This window comes from Isoptericola sp. NPDC057559 (assembly GCF_042801555.1).
In the GTDB taxonomy this organism is placed as follows: Bacteria; Actinomycetota; Actinomycetes; order Actinomycetales; family Cellulomonadaceae; genus Isoptericola.
This window is the reverse complement of sequence record NZ_JBHVFQ010000001.1, coordinates 16856-32327: the sequence shown is the minus strand read 5'-3', so window position 1 is coordinate 32327 and position 15472 is coordinate 16856. Positions and strand designations below refer to the sequence as shown.

11 protein-coding genes are annotated in these 15472 nt (G+C 75.5%); 6 read left to right on the top strand and 5 right to left on the bottom strand.

Going from position 1 to position 15472, the window contains the following annotated elements; all coding sequences use genetic code 11:
- Positions 1-5 precede the first annotated feature (5 nt).
- On the top strand, positions 6-461 hold the full coding sequence (locus ACFU5J_RS00120; RefSeq protein WP_430577406.1) for a DUF3592 domain-containing protein: 456 nt from the start codon (positions 6-8) through the stop codon (positions 459-461).
- 14 nt (positions 462-475) lie between these two features.
- Here the strand turns inward: ACFU5J_RS00120 and aroA are convergent, their stop codons facing one another.
- On the bottom strand, positions 476-1714 hold the full coding sequence (aroA, locus tag ACFU5J_RS00115) for a 3-phosphoshikimate 1-carboxyvinyltransferase (protein ID WP_430577405.1): 1239 nt from the start codon (positions 1712-1714) through the stop codon (positions 476-478).
- A gap of 43 nt (positions 1715-1757) precedes the next feature.
- Complete coding sequence (locus ACFU5J_RS00110) at positions 1758-2597, bottom strand: CPBP family intramembrane glutamic endopeptidase (RefSeq protein WP_430577404.1); 840 nt, start codon at positions 2595-2597, stop codon at positions 1758-1760.
- A 170-nt stretch (positions 2598-2767) separates the two neighbouring features.
- Between ACFU5J_RS00110 and ACFU5J_RS00105 the strand changes: the two genes are divergently transcribed.
- From ACFU5J_RS00105 to ACFU5J_RS00090, 4 genes are read left to right on the top strand one after another with little or no spacing between them, the layout of a single operon-like run.
- Positions 2768-3439: a hypothetical protein gene (locus ACFU5J_RS00105; RefSeq protein ID WP_430577403.1), complete on the top strand. Its 672-nt coding sequence runs from the start codon at positions 2768-2770 to the stop codon at positions 3437-3439.
- Positions 3432-3734, top strand: coding sequence for a transcriptional regulator (locus ACFU5J_RS00100; RefSeq protein ID WP_430573267.1), 303 nt, complete (start codon positions 3432-3434; stop codon positions 3732-3734). Before ACFU5J_RS00105 ends, ACFU5J_RS00100 begins: the two co-directional genes overlap by 8 nt.
- Entirely contained in the window at positions 3731-4690 is a 960-nt protein-coding gene (locus tag ACFU5J_RS00095; protein WP_430573266.1) for an ABC transporter ATP-binding protein, read from the top strand. The genes ACFU5J_RS00100 and ACFU5J_RS00095 overlap by 4 nt, the downstream gene beginning before the upstream one ends.
- Positions 4687-5484 (top strand): ABC transporter permease, encoded by a 798-nt coding sequence (locus ACFU5J_RS00090; protein ID WP_430573265.1) that lies wholly within the window; start codon positions 4687-4689, stop codon positions 5482-5484. Before ACFU5J_RS00095 ends, ACFU5J_RS00090 begins: the two co-directional genes overlap by 4 nt.
- A 73-nt stretch (positions 5485-5557) precedes the next feature.
- On the opposite strand, the gene ACFU5J_RS00085 is transcribed toward ACFU5J_RS00090, so the two are convergent.
- From ACFU5J_RS00085 to ACFU5J_RS00075, 3 genes are all read right to left on the bottom strand, one after another.
- A complete protein-coding gene (locus ACFU5J_RS00085) occupies positions 5558-8077 on the bottom strand; it encodes a heavy metal translocating P-type ATPase (RefSeq protein ID WP_430577402.1) in 2520 nt (839 codons plus the stop codon).
- A 190-nt stretch (positions 8078-8267) separates the two neighbouring features.
- Positions 8268-8639 carry a heavy-metal-associated domain-containing protein gene (locus ACFU5J_RS00080; RefSeq protein ID WP_430573263.1) on the bottom strand — a complete coding sequence of 124 codons (372 nt, stop codon included), beginning with the start codon at positions 8637-8639 and terminating at the stop codon, positions 8268-8270.
- A 25-nt stretch (positions 8640-8664) separates the two neighbouring features.
- A complete protein-coding gene (locus tag ACFU5J_RS00075; protein ID WP_430573262.1) occupies positions 8665-9009 on the bottom strand; it encodes a metal-sensitive transcriptional regulator in 345 nt (114 codons plus the stop codon).
- A 104-nt stretch (positions 9010-9113) separates the two neighbouring features.
- Here ACFU5J_RS00075 and ACFU5J_RS00070 point away from each other — a divergent pair, with 104 nt between their 5' ends.
- Positions 9114-15449: a hypothetical protein gene (locus ACFU5J_RS00070; RefSeq protein ID WP_430577401.1), complete on the top strand. Its 6336-nt coding sequence runs from the start codon at positions 9114-9116 to the stop codon at positions 15447-15449.
- The last annotated feature ends 23 nt before the right edge of the window (positions 15450-15472 follow it).

Below are 15472 nucleotides of genomic sequence, written 5' to 3'. Positions count from 1 at the left end.
GCGTCATGTTCGTCCTCGTGCCGGCGGTCATGGCGTTCGTCGGCGTGTGGATGGTGGTGGGCGCCGCGCGCGAGATCGGGGGCGTGCGCGCCCTCCAGAGGTCCGGGCAGGAGACGCGGGGACGGGTGGTCGCCTCCCACGTCAAGCACTCGAGCAGCGGGTCGGGCGAGAGCCGCTCCGTGAGCTCGCGCCTCGTCGAGACCGTCGAGTTCCCCACCCTCGACGGCCGCCGGGTCCGCGGGGTGCCCGCCTACTCCGACGTCGGCATGCTCGACCGCTCGGACACGGACGTGCGGGTGCTCTACGACCCCGCGCTCCCGGAGCGCTTCATCGCGCCGAAGAGCGCCCGCATGGGCACCGGCGGCGCGGTGGGGCGGATCGTCTTCGCGCTGGTGTTCCTCGCGTTCGTCGCCGGGTTCGTCGTGCTCTCGCAGGGCATGCTCTCCGACGCCCCGTTCTGACGGCGTCGGCGGCCTCAGCGCGCGGCGAGCTCCCGCACGGTGGCCGCGAGCCGCTCGTGGAACCCGGGGAAGGTCTTCTTCACGCACCCCGGGTCGTCCAGGGCGAGGCCGGGGGTCCGCAGCCCGGCGACGGCGAACGCCATCGCGATCCGGTGGTCCCCGAAGCAGGCGACCTCGGCCGCTCGCGGGACACCGGGCTGGATCTCGATCCAGTCCGGCCCGGTCTCGACGCCGATCCCCAGGGCGCGCAGGTTGACGGCGCAGGCGTCGAGGCGGTCGCACTCCTTGACCCGGGTGTTGGCGACGTCGACGATGCGCGTCGGTCCGTCCGCGAACGGGGCGATCGCGGCGAGCGTCGGCATGGTGTCCGAGATGTCGCGCATGTTCACGGTGATGCCGCGGAGCCGGCCCGTGCCCGTGACGGTCGTCGCGCCCGCGTCCTGCTCGACCCGGGCCCCCATCCGCGCGAGCACGTCCACGAAGGCGAGGTCGCCCTGCAGGGCGCCGGCGCCGAGGCCTCGTACGGTGACCGGCTCGCCGAGCAGCGCGGCCGCGGCGAAGAAGTAGCTGGCCGACGACGCGTCGGGCTCGACGACGTACCGGGTGGCCGTGTACTCGCCCGGCGCGACGCGGTAGAGCCGTCCCGACCGCTCCACCTCGACGCCGAAGGCGGCCATCATCGCGGTGGTGATGGCGACGTACGGCTCGGAGACCAGGTCGGTGACCTCGACCGTCAGCCCGTCGCGCATCAACGGCCCCGCGAGGAGCAGGGCGGTGAGGAACTGGGACGACGTCCCCGCGTCCAGGCGGAGCGACCCGCCGCGCAGGCCGGCGGCGGCCACGGTCACGGGGTGGTGGTCGGCGGCGCCGGGGAACTCGAGCGTGGCACCCAGCTCCACCAGGGCCCGCGTGAGGGGCGCCATCGGCCGCCGGCGCATCTGCTCCGACGCGTCGAACGCGTAGCGGCCGTGGCCGGCTGCAGCCAGCGTCGGGAGGAAGCGCGCCGTCGTCGCGCCGTCGCGGGCGAACACGTCGGCGGAACGACGCGGCGGCCCGGCGGGCGAGCCGTCGACGACCCAGCTCGACGCCTGCCGGTCGACGGCGTACCCGAGCGCGCGCAGCCCCTCGGCGAAGGCCTCCGTGTCGTCCGACGCGAGCGGGTCGACCAGCGTCGTGCGGCCCCGCGCGGCCGCGGCGAGGAACAGCGCCCGCGCGGTGATGGACTTGGAGCCGGGGATCGGGACGACGGTCACGCGCCCGACGGTAGCCGCCCGCCGACCAGTCCGGGCGGGGTGGTCACAGGCCGAGCGCGTCCTTCCAGTCCTGCGGCAGGAGGGCGTAGCCGACGAACGCGACGACGTCGAGCAGGGTGTGCGCGACGACGAGCGGCACCACGCGGTTCCGGCCCCACCGGCTGGTGTAGAACCACGAGAACACGAGGCCCATGACGACGTTGCCGAAGAACGGCCCGATGCCCTGGTACAGGTGGTAGGAGCCGCGCAGCAGCGAGCTCCACACGACGAACCACAGCCGGGACCAGCCGAGGTCGCGCGTGCGCTCGCGCAAGTACGCCACGGCCACGACCTCCTCCAGCAGCCCGTTCTGCAGGGCGGCGAGGATCAGCACCGGCACGGTCCACCAGTGCTCGTTCAGCGCGCTGGCCTGCACGGACACGGTGATGCCGAGGGCTCGGCCCAGCAGGTAGAACGCGAGCCCCGGGATGCCGATGGCGGCGGCGAGGCCGAACCCCCAGGCGACGTCGCGGCCGGGGCGGGCGCCGTCGAGCCCCCAGTCGAGGCCGATCCGCCGGCGCGTGCCGGTCCAGGTCGCCGACGCGCGCCCGCTCAGCAGGTAGAGGGCCAGGACGACCGGCACCAGCGCGAAGAAGATCCCCAGCAGCTGGTAGGTGAGGTCGAGCAGCGAGCGGTCGGACTGGCTGGCGTTGAGGGTGGCCGTCTGGTCGGCGAGCCGGGTCTCGGCGGTGAGCCTCGCGATGATGTTGACCAGCGCGTACACGCCGCTCTGGCCGAGGCTGAGGCCCAGCACGATCCAGATCTCCGCGGTGGTGCGGCGGCGCTCGGACGGCGTGGTGGCGGGCGCCACGGCGGGCAGGACGGCGGGCGGCACGGCGGTCACGGGCCCAGGGTAGGTCCGCGCGCCCGGCCCGGCTCACAGGTGCCGGCCAGCCGGCTCGTCGCGGCGCGGGCGGCCACGTGTCGTCGCGCGTCGAGGGGGTTGTGTGCGGGCGGGTGCCGTGGCATGCTTCACAAACAGGTTTGCAACACAAAGTTCTCTGTGAGGTATCGATGACCAGCACCCCCGACCGGCCCGGCGACGACGTCGCCCCGCTGGCCGCCGCCGACTCGCTCCGCCTCATCCGCGAGCAGCAGGACCGCGCCCGCGCCGCCCTCGAGCCGGACGGCCGCGCGCTGTACGGCGCCTGGGGCGTCGCCTGGCTCGCCGGCTACCTCGTCCTGTGGGCCAGCGCCCGCGCCCACGGGGAGCCCGAGCCGTGGGCGTTCTGGGTGTTCGCCGGCGCCATCGCCGCGGCCGTCGTCTTCACGATGGTGCACACCATCAGCCGGACGGCGGGCACGCGCGGCGTCTCCGCCCGGACCGGGGCGATGTACGGCTGGTCGTGGATGCTCGGCTTCCTCACCTTCAGCGTGTTCCTCGGCGGCCTCGCCCGGGCGGGCGCGGACGGCGAGGTCATGGCCCTCGCCAGCAACGGCGGCGCGTGCCTCGTCGTCGGGCTGCTCTACCTGGGCGGCGCCACGGCGTTCGGCGACCGGAGCCTGTTCGTCCTCGGCGCGTGGATCCTTCTGGTGGCGGGGGCCGCGACGCTCGTCGGGCTGCCCGGCACGTACCTCGTGATGGCGCTCGCGGGGGGCGGCGGGTTCGTCGTGATGGCGGGCGTCGAGCACCTGCGGATCCTGCGCCGGCGCCGCCGCACCGACGACGGGGGCGGCCGTGCCTGACGCCCTCGACCCGGTCATCCACGCCCCCGCCCGGCTGCGCGTCGTCGCGACGCTCGCCGCCCTGGACGCCGGCGACGAGCTGAGCTTCCCCAAGCTGCAGAAGCTCCTCGACATGACGGCGGGCAACCTGTCCACCCACCTGCGCAAGCTCGAGGACGCGGGCTACGTCCGCGTCACCAAGACCCACGAGGGTCGCACCCCCGCCACGTACCTCGCCCTCACGCCCGCCGGGCGTCGGGCGTTCGAGGACTACACCGAGGCCCTCACCGGCCTGCTGAGAGGAGCCGGATCATGACCCGCACCCCGCCGCCCGGGCGCGCGCCCGCCGTCGCGCCCGCGCCGGTCCCCACGCCCCCGGGTGCCGCGGCCGACGCCGTCGTGGCCGTCCACGGCGTGACGCGGCGCTTCGGCGACGTCGTCGCCCTCGACGACGTCAGCCTCGACGTCGGACCCGGCGAGCTCGTCGGGCTCCTCGGCCCCAACGGCGCCGGCAAGTCCACGCTGCTGTCGTTGGTCAGCGGCCAGCGCCGCCCCGACTCCGGCACCGTGCGGCTGCTGGGCGGCGACCCCCGCGACGCCGCCAGCCGCGCCGGCCTCGGCATCACCCCGCAGGAGACGGGCCTGCCGGCCACCCTGCGCGTGGGCGAGGTGGTCGACTTCGTAGGTGGGCACTTCGCGAGCCCGGTGCCGACCGGCGAGCTGCTGGAGCAGTTCGGCCTCACCGACCTGGCCCGCCGCCAGACGGGCGCGCTCTCGGGCGGGCAGAAGCGCCGGCTCGCGGTGGCGCTCTCGCTCGTGGGGCGCCCGCGCGTCGTGCTGCTCGACGAGCCCACCACCGGGCTCGACGTCGGTGCCCGGCAGGCGCTGTGGGACGCCATCCGCGCCTACCACGCGGGCGGCGGCACCGTGCTGCTGACCAGCCACTACCTCGAGGAGGTGCAGGCGCTGGCGCAGCGCGTGGTCGTCATCGACCGCGGCGTGGTGCGCGCCGACGACTCGCTCGAGGCCATCCTGCGCCGTGTCGGTCTGCGCCGCGTGGCCCTGTGGTCCGCGACGGACCTGGCCGCGTGGCCGGGCGTCGTGCGCGCGGAGCGCCGGGACGACGGCGCGCAGGAGCTGTACACCGCCGACGCGGACGCCCTCGTGCGCGACCTCGTCCGCGGCGACGTGGACTTCCACGACCTCCAGATCCGGGGCGCCAGCCTCGAGGAGGCCTTCGAGGAGATGGTGATGCAGGAGGCGACCCGATGAGCGCGACGACGACCACGACCCCGGGACGGGCGCCGGGCGCCCCCGGGCCGCTGCGGCTGACCTGGCTGCACCTGCGCTACCAGTTCCTCGAGACGGTGCGCGTGCCGATCGCGGTGCTGGGCAACATGCTGTTCCCCGCGCTGGCGATGTTCTTCTTCGTGGTGCCGCAGCGCGAGGTCGCGAACGACCCCCTGTGGTCCACGATGGCGGTCGCGAGCCTCGGCCTGTTCGCCGTCTGCTCGGCCAGCCTGTTCACCTACGGGCTGGGCGTGGCGGAGGACCGCCAGCTCCCGTTCGACCCGTTCCTGCGTTCCCTGCCCGCCGGCCCCGGCCCGCGGATGGTGGCGCGGATCGGCAACGGCGCGATCTTCGCGCTCTTCGGGCTGGTGCCGCTCATCCTCATCGGCTGGCTGTTCACGGCCGCGTCGGTGACGTTCGGGCAGCTGCTCGCCGGGGTCGGCACGACCCTGCTGGTCTCCGTGCCGTTCGTGCTGCTCGGCATGGCCGTGGGCTACTCGCTGTCCGCGAAGGCGGCGCTGCCGGTCGTGCAGGTGGTGCTGTTCCCGCTGGCGTTCGCGGGCGGGCTGTTCCTGCCGCCGCAGATGTTCCCCGGCTGGCTGGACGCCATCTCGCAGGCCACCCCCACCCGCGCCGGTCGTGACCTGCTGGTCCAGGCCCTCACCGGGCAGCCGGCCTACCCCGCCGCCTGGCTGGTGCTGCTCGGCTGGACGGTGCTGTTCGCGGTCCTCGCCGTCGGCGCGTACCGCCGCGACGAGGGCCGCCGCTTCCGCTGACCGCCCCGGGGGCGTGGCGGGTGGGGTCGTGGACCGGTCTCGGGCCGGGCCACGACCCCACCACGCTCCGGGGTCAGCCGGCGCGGCGCAGGCGGAGCGAGTTGCCGACGACGATGACGGACGACGCGGCCATGGCCGCACCGGCGATCATCGGGTTGAGCAGCCCGGCCGCGGCGAGCGGGATCGCCGCCACGTTGTAGGCGAACGCCCAGAACAGGTTCTGCTGGATGATCCGCAGGGTGCCGCGCGAGAGCCGGACGGCCGCGGGGGCGGAGCGGAGGTCGCCGCGCACGAGCGTGATGTCGCTCGCCTCGATCGCGACGTCCGTGCCGGTGCCCATGGCCAGGCCGAGGTCGGCGGTGGCGAGGGCGGCGGCGTCGTTCACGCCGTCGCCGACCATCGCGACGACCCGTCCCTCCGACCGCAGCCGTGCCACGACGGCGGCCTTGTCCTGCGGCAGCACGCGGGCGATGACGTCCTCGTCCGCGATGCCGACCTCGCGGGCGGCGACGCGGGCCGCGCCCTCGCCGTCGCCGGTGAGCAGCACGGGCCGCAGCCCGAGGTCGCGCAGCTCGCGCACGGCCTCGGCGGACGTCGCCTTCACCGGGTCGCGCAGCACGACCACGCCGCGGGCGGCGCCGTCCCACGCGACGACGACGGCGCTCGCCCCCGTCGCCTCGGCGTCGGCGAACGCGGCCGCGAGGTCGCCGTCGAGGGCGACGCCCTGGCCGGCCAGCCACGACGGCTGCCCCACGAGGACGCGGCGCGCGTTCAGCCCGCCGTCCGCGGCGAGCCCGGCGAGGCCGGAGTGCGCCCGCCGCACGACCGCCTCGACCCCGCCGCCCGGCGTGGCGCGGAAGTCGAACGCCTGGAGCGCGCCGATGCCGCCGCCGTCGGCCCCCGCCCCCGCGGACCCGTCGGGCTCTGCGCCCGGCAGGCCCGGCGCTCGTCCTGACGGCTCCGCGGCCGCGGCCGCGACGGCGTGCGCGATGGGGTGCTCGCTCAGGGCCTCGACGGCGCCGGCGTACGCCAGCACCTCGCCCTCGCCGGCCGTGCCGGCGACGACGCGCTCCACCCGCATGCGGCCCTCGGTGACGGTGCCGGTCTTGTCGAGCACCACGGTGTCGACGCGGCGCGTGGACTCCAGGATCTCCGGCCCCTTGATGAGGATGCCGAGCTGCGCGCCGCGGCCCGTGCCGACCAGCAGGGCGGTGGGCGTGGCCAGCCCGAGGGCGCAGGGGCACGCGATGATCAGCACCGCGACGGCGGCGGTGAAGGCGAGCTGGAGGTCGGCGCCGGCCAGCAGCCAGCCGACGAGCGTGAGCACCGACAGGCCCAGCACCACCGGCACGAAGACGGCGGAGATGCGGTCGGCCAGCCGGGCCACGGGGGCCTTGCCGGTCTGCGCCTGCGACACGAGCCGCCCGATCTGCGCGAGCGTCGTCTCCTCGCCCACGCGGGTGGCGCGCACCAGCAGGTGGCCCGACGTGTTGACGGTCGCGCCGGTGACGACGTCCCCGGGGCCCACGTCCACGGGCACCGGCTCGCCGGTGAGCAGCGACGTGTCGACGGCGCTCGCGCCCTCGACCACCTCGCCGTCCGTGGCGACCTTCTCGCCCGGCCGCACGACGAACACGTCGCCGACGGCGAGGTCCGCCACCGCCACGCGCTCGGTGCGGCGGCTGCCGTCGGGCCCGGTCAGCGGTGTACCGCCCGGGCCGAGGAGCACGCGCTCGGCGTCCTTGGCGCCCAGCTCCAGCAGGGACCGCAGGGCGTCGCCGGCGCGGCGGCGGGAGCGGTGCTCGGCGTAGCGGCCGGCGAGCAGGAACGTCGTGACGACGGCCGCCACCTCGAAGTAGAGCTCGGGCGTACCGCCGGACTCCGACGGGATCAGCGACGGCCGCATGGACATGCCGAGCTCGCCCGCGCCGCCGAACGTCAGCGCCCACAGCGACCACAGGGTCGCCGCGATCACGCCGAGCGAGACCAGCGTGTCCATCGTCGACGCGCCGTGCCTGGCGGCCCGCGCCGCCGCCGTGTGGAACGGCCACGCGCCCCACGTCACGACGGGCAGCGCGGCGAGGGCCACGACCCACTGCCAGCCGGTGAACTGGAGCGCGGGAATCATCGACAGCGCCACCACGGGCACGGTGAGGACGGCAGACGCGACCAGCCGGCGGCGCAGGTCCGTGCCGCGCTCGTCCGCCGGGGCGGCGGGCGGCGTCCCGGGCGCCGGGTGCTCCGTGGTCGGCGGCGCGGGGGCCGGGGCTGCAGGGCCCGGCACCGCGGGCGCCGGGGTGGGGCGGGCGGCCTTCGGGGCGACGTCGCGGCGCGCGGTGACGCGGGCGCCGTAGCCGGCCTTCTCGACGGCCTCGACCAGCGTGGCGTCGTCGACGGGCGCGGTGAGCTCGACGTGCGCGCTCTCGAGCGGCAGGTTCACGGTGGCGGTCACGCCGTCGACGCGGTTGAGCCGCTTCTCGACGCGCGCCACGCACGAGGCGCAGGTCATGCCCTCGATGGCGAGGTCGATCTCGAGGACGGGGACCGGCGGGGGACCGGCGACGCCGGGGGGCGTCTCGGTGGGGGTGCTCATGAGGGGTGACTCCCTGAGGTGCTGGGTCGGAGGTCACCCGCGACGACCCGGGGTGGCGGGGTCGCGGTGGGGGCGCCGGTCGGGTCGACGACGGCGCGGCGCGGAGGGCCTGGGTCGCTGCGGCCCGACGGGGCGGGCGGGCGACGGTTCGGCAAGCGGTCCGCGGGGGTGGCTCCCTGGAGCCGGGGACTCAGGCGCGCGGGGGCACGGCCAGGTCGTAGGTCTTCGTCGCCGGCTCGGCGGCGGCCTCAGCGGTGCCGCAGCCGCAGGCGCAGTTGTGCGCCTCCTGGCGGGCGGGCGCCTGCGCGGCCTGCTGGGCGGCGACAGCGTCGGCCAGGACGGCGAACGACGCCACCTCGTACCCGGCCTCGTCGACGGCCTCGCGCAGCACGGCCTCGTCGAGCGGGGCGTCGGAGAACACGGCGACCTCGGACGTGCCGCCGACGTGCAGCTCGACGCTGACGTCCTCGACGCCGGCCACGGCCGACAGGTCCTTGGTGACGTGCGCGACGCAGTTGCCGCAGGTCATGCCGGTGACGCCCAGGGTGGTGACGGTGCTCATCGGTGCTCCTTCAGTGGGGGATCGGTCAGCTGCGGACGAGGCGGCCGATGGCGTCGGCGGCCTCCTTGACCTTCGCGGCGCCCTCGGCCTCGGACGCCCGGGCGGCGTCGACGACGCAGTGTCCCAGGTGGTCCTCCACGAGGCCGATGGAGACGGCCTGCAGCGCCTTGGTCACGGCGGAGACCTGGGTGAGGATGTCGATGCAGTAGACGTCCTCGTCGATCATCCGCGCGATGCCGCGCACCTGGCCCTCGATGCGGCGCATCCGCTTGAGGTACGCCTCCTTGTCCGAGGCGTAGCCGTGCGGCCCGTCGTGCTGGTGCCCGCCGTCGGGCGTGAGGTCGGGGAGGGGTGCGCCGGTGTCGGTCATGGCTCCACCATACCCCTAGGGGGTACCGTGTCAAGCGCCCGCCGGCTCCCCCGAGCCTGCAGCGCCGTCTGCCCCTACTCTCGCCATGAAGGGGCGGAGGCGGCATGAGCACTGCGATCCGGCGGGCGGCTGCGGCCCTGGGTGCGCTCGCGCTGGCCTTCGTGACGCTCACGCTGCCCGCGGCCACGCCGGCCGCGGCGGCTCCCACGCAGCCGTTCACGGTCAAGTTCTCGACCAATGCCAACGGCGCGCTCACGACCGTCGGCAACAACCTGCTGACCTGCAGCGCGTCGTCGTCCTGCACGAGCGCGCAGAACGGCGCGGCGGCGGACAACAACGGCTTCACGATGACCCAGCTGGACGCCGACGGCGTGGGCGGCACGACCAACTCCTCGGCGTCCCGCCTCGACCTGCCCGAGGGCGCGACCGTGCTGTGGGCCGGCCTGTACTGGGGCGCCCGCCTGGACGCCGGGTCGGGCGGCCAGAGCGCGTCCGCGAGCGCGATCGGCACGATGTCGCTGCGCGCGCCGGGGGACGCCGGCTACCGCACCGTCGCGGCGTCGACGGCGGCCCACGACCAGTTCGGCCCCAACTCCTCGAGCTACGGCGCGTACCAGCGGTTCGCGGACGTCACGGCGATCGTCAGGTCCGCGGGCAACGGGAGCTACTGGGGCGCGAACGTCGCCGCCGCGACCGGCCAGGACCGGTACGCGGGCTGGGCGCTCACCGTCGCGTACTCGGCCCCCGGGCTGCCGCTGCGCAACCTCACGGTGTTCGACGGGTTCGACGTCGTGAGCAACAAGAGCCCCCAGTCGGTGCAGGTCTCGGGGTTCCTCGCGCCGCGGTCGGGCACGGTCGACGCCCAGCTGACGATGCTGGCGTACGAGGGCGACCTGGCGCAGACGGGCGACTACACGAGGCTCGACAGCACCCAGCTGGCGACGGCGGCGTCGCCGGGCGCGAACTTCTTCGACTCCACCAACGACACGAACGGGTCGTCGGTCGCCACCCGTACGCCCGCGCACCGCAACATGCTCGGGTTCGACGTGAAGAACCTCGGCGCCTCGGGGGTGATCGCGAACGGCGCCACGAGCGCGACCTTCACGTTCTCCAGCAACGGCGACGTCTACTACCCGGGGGTGGTGGGCCTGGCGATCAACCTCTACGCCCCCGACTTCACGGCGTCGGCGAAGACGGTGGTGAACCTCAGCGGGCACAGCCCCGCCCGGCCGGGCGACACGCTGGAGTACACGGTCCACTACTCCAACACGGGGCAGGACCCGGCCGTCGAGGCCGTGTCGGAGGACGACCTGCCGCCCGGCACGACCTACGTGCCCGGGTCGCTGCGGTACGTGGCGTCGCCGGTGTCGCCGCCGGGCGAGCTCACCGACGGCGCGGGCGACGACCGCGGTGAGGTCGACGGGCGGACGGTGCGCGTCCGCGTGGGCACGGGCGCGACGGCGTCGGCCGGGGGCACGGTCGACATCGGGGCGGCGCCCGCGTACTCGTTCCAGGTGACGCTCGACGACGCCGCGGGCGGGACGACGGTCACGAACCTGGCCAACCTCGACTACGCGACGGCGACCACCGGCACGGCGGCGCGCTACACGACCCAGCCCGCGAGCGTCACGGTGGCGCGGCAGGCCGACGTGTCGGTCGCCAAGACGATGTCCCCCGACCCGGCGGCGGTCGGGCAGGACGTGACCGCGACGCTCGCCGTCCGCAACGACGGGCCGAACACGGCGTCGGACGTCACGGTCACGGACCCGCTGCCCGCAGGCTGGACCGGGGTGACCGCGACCGCCACGGCCGGGACGTGCACGGTGGACGACGGCACGGTGACCTGCGCGCTCGGCGACCTCGCCGACGGCGCGACCGCCACCGTGACCCTCAGCGGCGGGACCGGGTCCGGCTCGGCCGCGACGTCGCTGACGAACGTCGCGACGGTGAGCACGTCGTCGCTGGACCCGGCGCCCGCGAACAACGTCTCCGGCGCCACCGTCACGCTCGCGCGCCGGGCCGACCTGTCGATCACGAAGACGGCGGCGCCGGCCACGGCCGTCCCGGGCGCGGAGGTGACCTGGACCCTCCGGGTGACGAACGCCGGGCCCTCCGACGCGCGCGGCGTGCGGGTCATCGACACCCTCGACGACGCGGGCCGCGCCACCCTCTCCGCGGCGACGATCACGTCCGCGGACGGCACGGCCCCCGCGTGCGAGGACCCGACCGGCCGCGGGGTGAGCTGCGCCGTGGACGAGCTCCCGGCGGGCGCGACCGCGACGGTGACGGTCACGGGGACGCTCGCCACGGACCTGGCGGCGGGGACGACCGTGGGCAACACGGCGACCGTCGCGTCGGGGACCCCCGACGCGTCCTCGGCCGACAACACCGCGCAGGCGACGGTGACGGCCGCCGCCCCCGAGGCCGACGTCCGCGTCACCAAGTCCGGCCCCGCCGACGTGGTGGCCGGCACGAGCATCGCGTGGACGGTGACGGCCACGAACCACGGACCGTCGGACGCGGCCGGTGTCGTGGTCACGGACACCGTCCCCGACGGCGTCACCGGGATCGGGGCGACGACGTCCCGCGGCGACGCGTGCACGGTCGAGGAGCAGGTCGTCACGTGCCCGGTCGGCGCGCTGCCGTCCGCCGGCGCGGGCACGGCGGGGGCCGCGGTGACGATCACGGTGACCGGCCTCGTGGCGCCCGCGGCGACCGGCACGCTGCGGAACACGGCCACCGCGACGTCCACGTCCACGGACCCGGCGGGCGGGAACGACACGGCGACGGCCGACACGGACGTCCGCGCCGAGTACGACCTCGCCGTGACCAAGACGGCCAACCGCACGACGCTGCCGGCCGAGGCGCCGCGACCGGTCGACTACCGCATCACGGTCACCAACAACGGGCCGTCGGCGGCGCGCGACGTCGACGTGACGGACGCCCTGCCGGACGCGCTGGACCTGCGGGGCGCGGACCCCGTCACCGGCTGCGCGGCGGACCTCACCGCGGCCGGGTTCACGTGCACCCTGCCCGGCCCGCTCGCGCCCGGCAACGCCGCCGTCGTCACCGTGGCGATGCAGGCGGACGAGGTGCTCGCGGGCGGCCCCGACGTCGTGCAGGCGGTGACGATCGACGCGGCGGGGGACACCGACCCGTCGAACGACGAGGCGTCCTGGACGCTGAGCGGCCTCCCGTTCGTGGACCTGTCGCTCGCCAAGGCGGCGGACGCCACGGTGACTGCGGGCGGGACCGCCGCGTACGACCTCGTCGTGACCAACACGAACGACCCCGACGACGTCACAGAGAACCTCGCCGCCCTCCGCCCGGTCCTCACGGACACGCTGCCCGCCGGCGTGAGCTTCGTGAGCGCGCAGGTCACGTCGGGCGGCGGGCAGACGGTCGCGTGCGACACCAGCGGGCAGACCCTCAGCTGCCGGCTCGGGGCCAACCTCGACGCCGCGGCGTCGGTCACGGTGGAGGTCACGGTGGACGTCGCCCCGGACGTCGCCGCCGGGACCGCGCTCGTGAACACGGCCACGGTCGTCACGGGGAACATGGAGACCAACCCCGACAACAACCTGGCGAACAACACCGCGCAGGCCACGAGCACGGTCGTCGCCGAGGCGGACGTCACCGTCACCGGCCTCACCCTCGAGCCCGTCGACCCCGACGCGACCGGCCCCGGCACCCACCGACGGGTGCACCTCACCGTCTCCAACGACGGGCCGTCGGTCGCCCGCGACGTGACGCTGCGCATCGAGCGGGCCGAGGACGGCATCCTCGTGGACACCGGGACGCTGCCCACCGACTGCACCGCGACGGCGCGGGAGATCGTCTGCACGCTCGACGGTCGGGACCTCGCCCCCGGCGAGTCGGTCGACATCGACTACGTCCTCGAGGTCGCGAGCTACGTCGACCCGGGGACCTACCTGAAGACGGCGCAGGCCTCGAGCTCCACGCCGGACGCCGACCTCACGAACAACACCCAGCAGGCGTCGACGGTGGTCGGCCCCGCCGTCACCGACCTGGCCGTGACGAAGTCGGCGACCGGCACCGTGCCCAACCCGGACGAGGCCGCCGACCCGCACGACGCCTTCGTGGCCGGCGGGCCGTTCACCTATCGCATCGCGGTCGCCGTGCCCGAGGCCACCACGCCGGGCGCCGGGTACGCGGACGCGCAGGACGTCGTCGTCGAGGACCTGCTGCCGCTCGGCCTCGTCGCGACCGGGGCCTCGACGGGGAGCGGCACGTGCACGATCACCCCCGAGGCCGAACCGGGCGGGGGAGTGCGCAGCGCGCTGTCGTGCTCGCTCGGCACGGTGCACGGCTGGTCGGGCACGACGCAGCCCGCCCCCGTCGTGATCACCGTGCACGGCACGCTCGACCCCGACGCCAACGACCTCAACGGGGGCGACCGGTTCGCCGAGCAGGTGCCGAACACGGCCACGGCCACCACCGGCACCCCGCTGGCAGGCGGCGCGACGAGCGTGCAGGACGACGTCGCCGTCGACGTCGTCGAGATCGCGGACCTCCACCTGGTCAAGACGCCCGACGCGGCCTCCGTGAACGCGGGCGGCACCGTCGGCTACACCCTCACCGTCGTGAACTCCGGGGCGTCGGGCGTGGAGCACGCCGTCGTCACCGACTCCCTGCCGGCCGGGTTCACGCTCGTGGCCGCGCAGTCGGACTGCACGCCCCCGCAGACGACGCCGGTGGACGAGACCCAGGCGCAGCCGCAGGTGCCCGACGGGCCCGGGCAGGAGGTCGCGTGCCGCGTGGGCGCGGTCCCGGCCGGAGGCTCCGTCACGATCCACGTGGTGGCCTCGACGCCGGACACCCTCGCGGCGGGCACGGCGACCAACACCGCCACGGTCGGGATCCTCGCCCACGAGGCGGCGCCGGACGACAACACCGCCACCGCGGACGTCGACGTGCGGCGCGTGACCAACCTCGGCATCTCGGCCTCCGCGAGCACGCTGACCCCGGCGGCGGGCCAGGACGTGACCTTCACCGGGTTCGCCGTGAACAACGGCCCGTCCACGGCCGACGGGACGAACGGCGACACCGTCTTCCCGCCCGGGTTCGTGCCGTACGCCGACAGCGTCGACGTCCCGTTCAACGACTGCACCTGGAACCGCACGCCGCCCGACGACCCCACCACGGCGTCCTGGGAGGACTTCCGGTACGTGCTGCACTGCGAGCCCGTCACGCCGGGAGCGCGGTGGGAGGCCGGAGGCGCGACCACGAACGTCGTGACGACGTACGTGCCCGGCGACACGCCGGCCGGCAGCTACTCCGGCCGCGCGGTGATCCGCTCGGACACGCCGGAGACCACCGAGGAGGACAACGAGGCGGCGCTGACGTTGACCGTCCAGCACGTGTCGGACACCAGCCTCGTCAAGGACCTCGTGGAGCCGCACCCGATGGTCGCCGGCAGCCCCGCCACCTGGCGGCTCACCGTGCGCAACGCCGGCCCGTCCGTCGCCGACGACGTCGTCGTCTCGGACACCGTGCCCGGGGGCATGACCTACGTGTCCGCGCAGCGCGAGGACGGCGTCGACTGCCCCGTGCCGGAGACGCACGACCTCGCGAACGGCGACACGGAGACGATCGTGCGCTGCGCGGTGGGGCGGCTCGCCGTCGGGGAGACGGCGTCCGTGGTCGTGACGTTCGACGTCGCCGCCGGCACGGCGGGGGAGACCCTGTGCAACGCGGCCCTGGTCGGCTCCGGCTCCCTCGACCCGGCCGCCGTGGACAACGAGGGCGAGAGCTGCAACGAGATCGCCGCCCCGCCTTCCACCGACGTCTCCCTGGCGCTGTCGCCGCCCACGCAGACCCACCTGTCCGGCGAGCGCGCGGAGCTCACCGCGACCGTGCGCAACGAGGGGCCCGAGGACGCCACCGACGTCGTCGCCGTGCTCGACGTGCCGCCGGGCCTCACGGACTACAGCGGGGTCGCGGTGTCCTGGCCGGCCGGGAGGCCGCAGCCGCCCGACGGCGTGGTCGGCTCGCTGACGTTCGACGTCGGCGACCTCGCTCCGGGAGAGCAGGTCGTGTACCGCGTCGTGGGGACCACCACCGGCAGCCCCGGCGACGTGCTGCCCGTGGAGGGCGTCGTCACCCACGGCGAGGCGGACGCCGTGGTGCCCAACGACACCGACCGGGCACGGATCCTCATCGTGGGGCCGGACACGTCGCCCAGCCCGTCGCCGACCCCGTCGCCGAGCGTGACGCCGAGCCCGACGTCGAGCGGCCCCGCAGTCCCGCCGGGCCCGGGCGCACCCGACGCGACGCCCGGTCCGGGCGCTCCGCCGGGGACGTCCGGTCCGCTGCCGGTCACGGGCGCGCAGGTGGTCGGGTGGGCGGTCGCGGCGCTGGTCGTGACGGCCGTCGGGCTCGGGCTGCTCGCCGCCGCGCGCCGTCGCCGGCAGGACTGACCGCGCCCGGGAGGCGCGGCCCG

Bases quoted from the DNA above. Each gene is read 5' to 3' on its own strand.
- ACFU5J_RS00120 (WP_430577406.1), top strand. From the start codon at position 6: ATGTTCGTCCTCGTGCCGGCGGTCATGGCGTTCGTCGGCGTGTGGATG.
- ACFU5J_RS00105 (WP_430577403.1), top strand. From the start codon at position 2,768: ATGACCAGCACCCCCGACCGGCCCGGCGACGACGTCGCCCCGCTGGCC.
- ACFU5J_RS00095 (WP_430573266.1), top strand. From the start codon at position 3,731: ATGACCCGCACCCCGCCGCCCGGGCGCGCGCCCGCCGTCGCGCCCGCG.
- ACFU5J_RS00090 (WP_430573265.1), top strand. From the start codon at position 4,687: ATGAGCGCGACGACGACCACGACCCCGGGACGGGCGCCGGGCGCCCCC.
- ACFU5J_RS00085 (WP_430577402.1), bottom strand. From the start codon at position 8,077: ATGAGCACCCCCACCGAGACGCCCCCCGGCGTCGCCGGTCCCCCGCCG.
- ACFU5J_RS00080 (WP_430573263.1), bottom strand. From the start codon at position 8,639: ATGAGCACCGTCACCACCCTGGGCGTCACCGGCATGACCTGCGGCAAC.
- ACFU5J_RS00075 (WP_430573262.1), bottom strand. From the start codon at position 9,009: ATGACCGACACCGGCGCACCCCTCCCCGACCTCACGCCCGACGGCGGG.
- ACFU5J_RS00070 (WP_430577401.1), top strand. From the start codon at position 9,114: ATGAGCACTGCGATCCGGCGGGCGGCTGCGGCCCTGGGTGCGCTCGCG.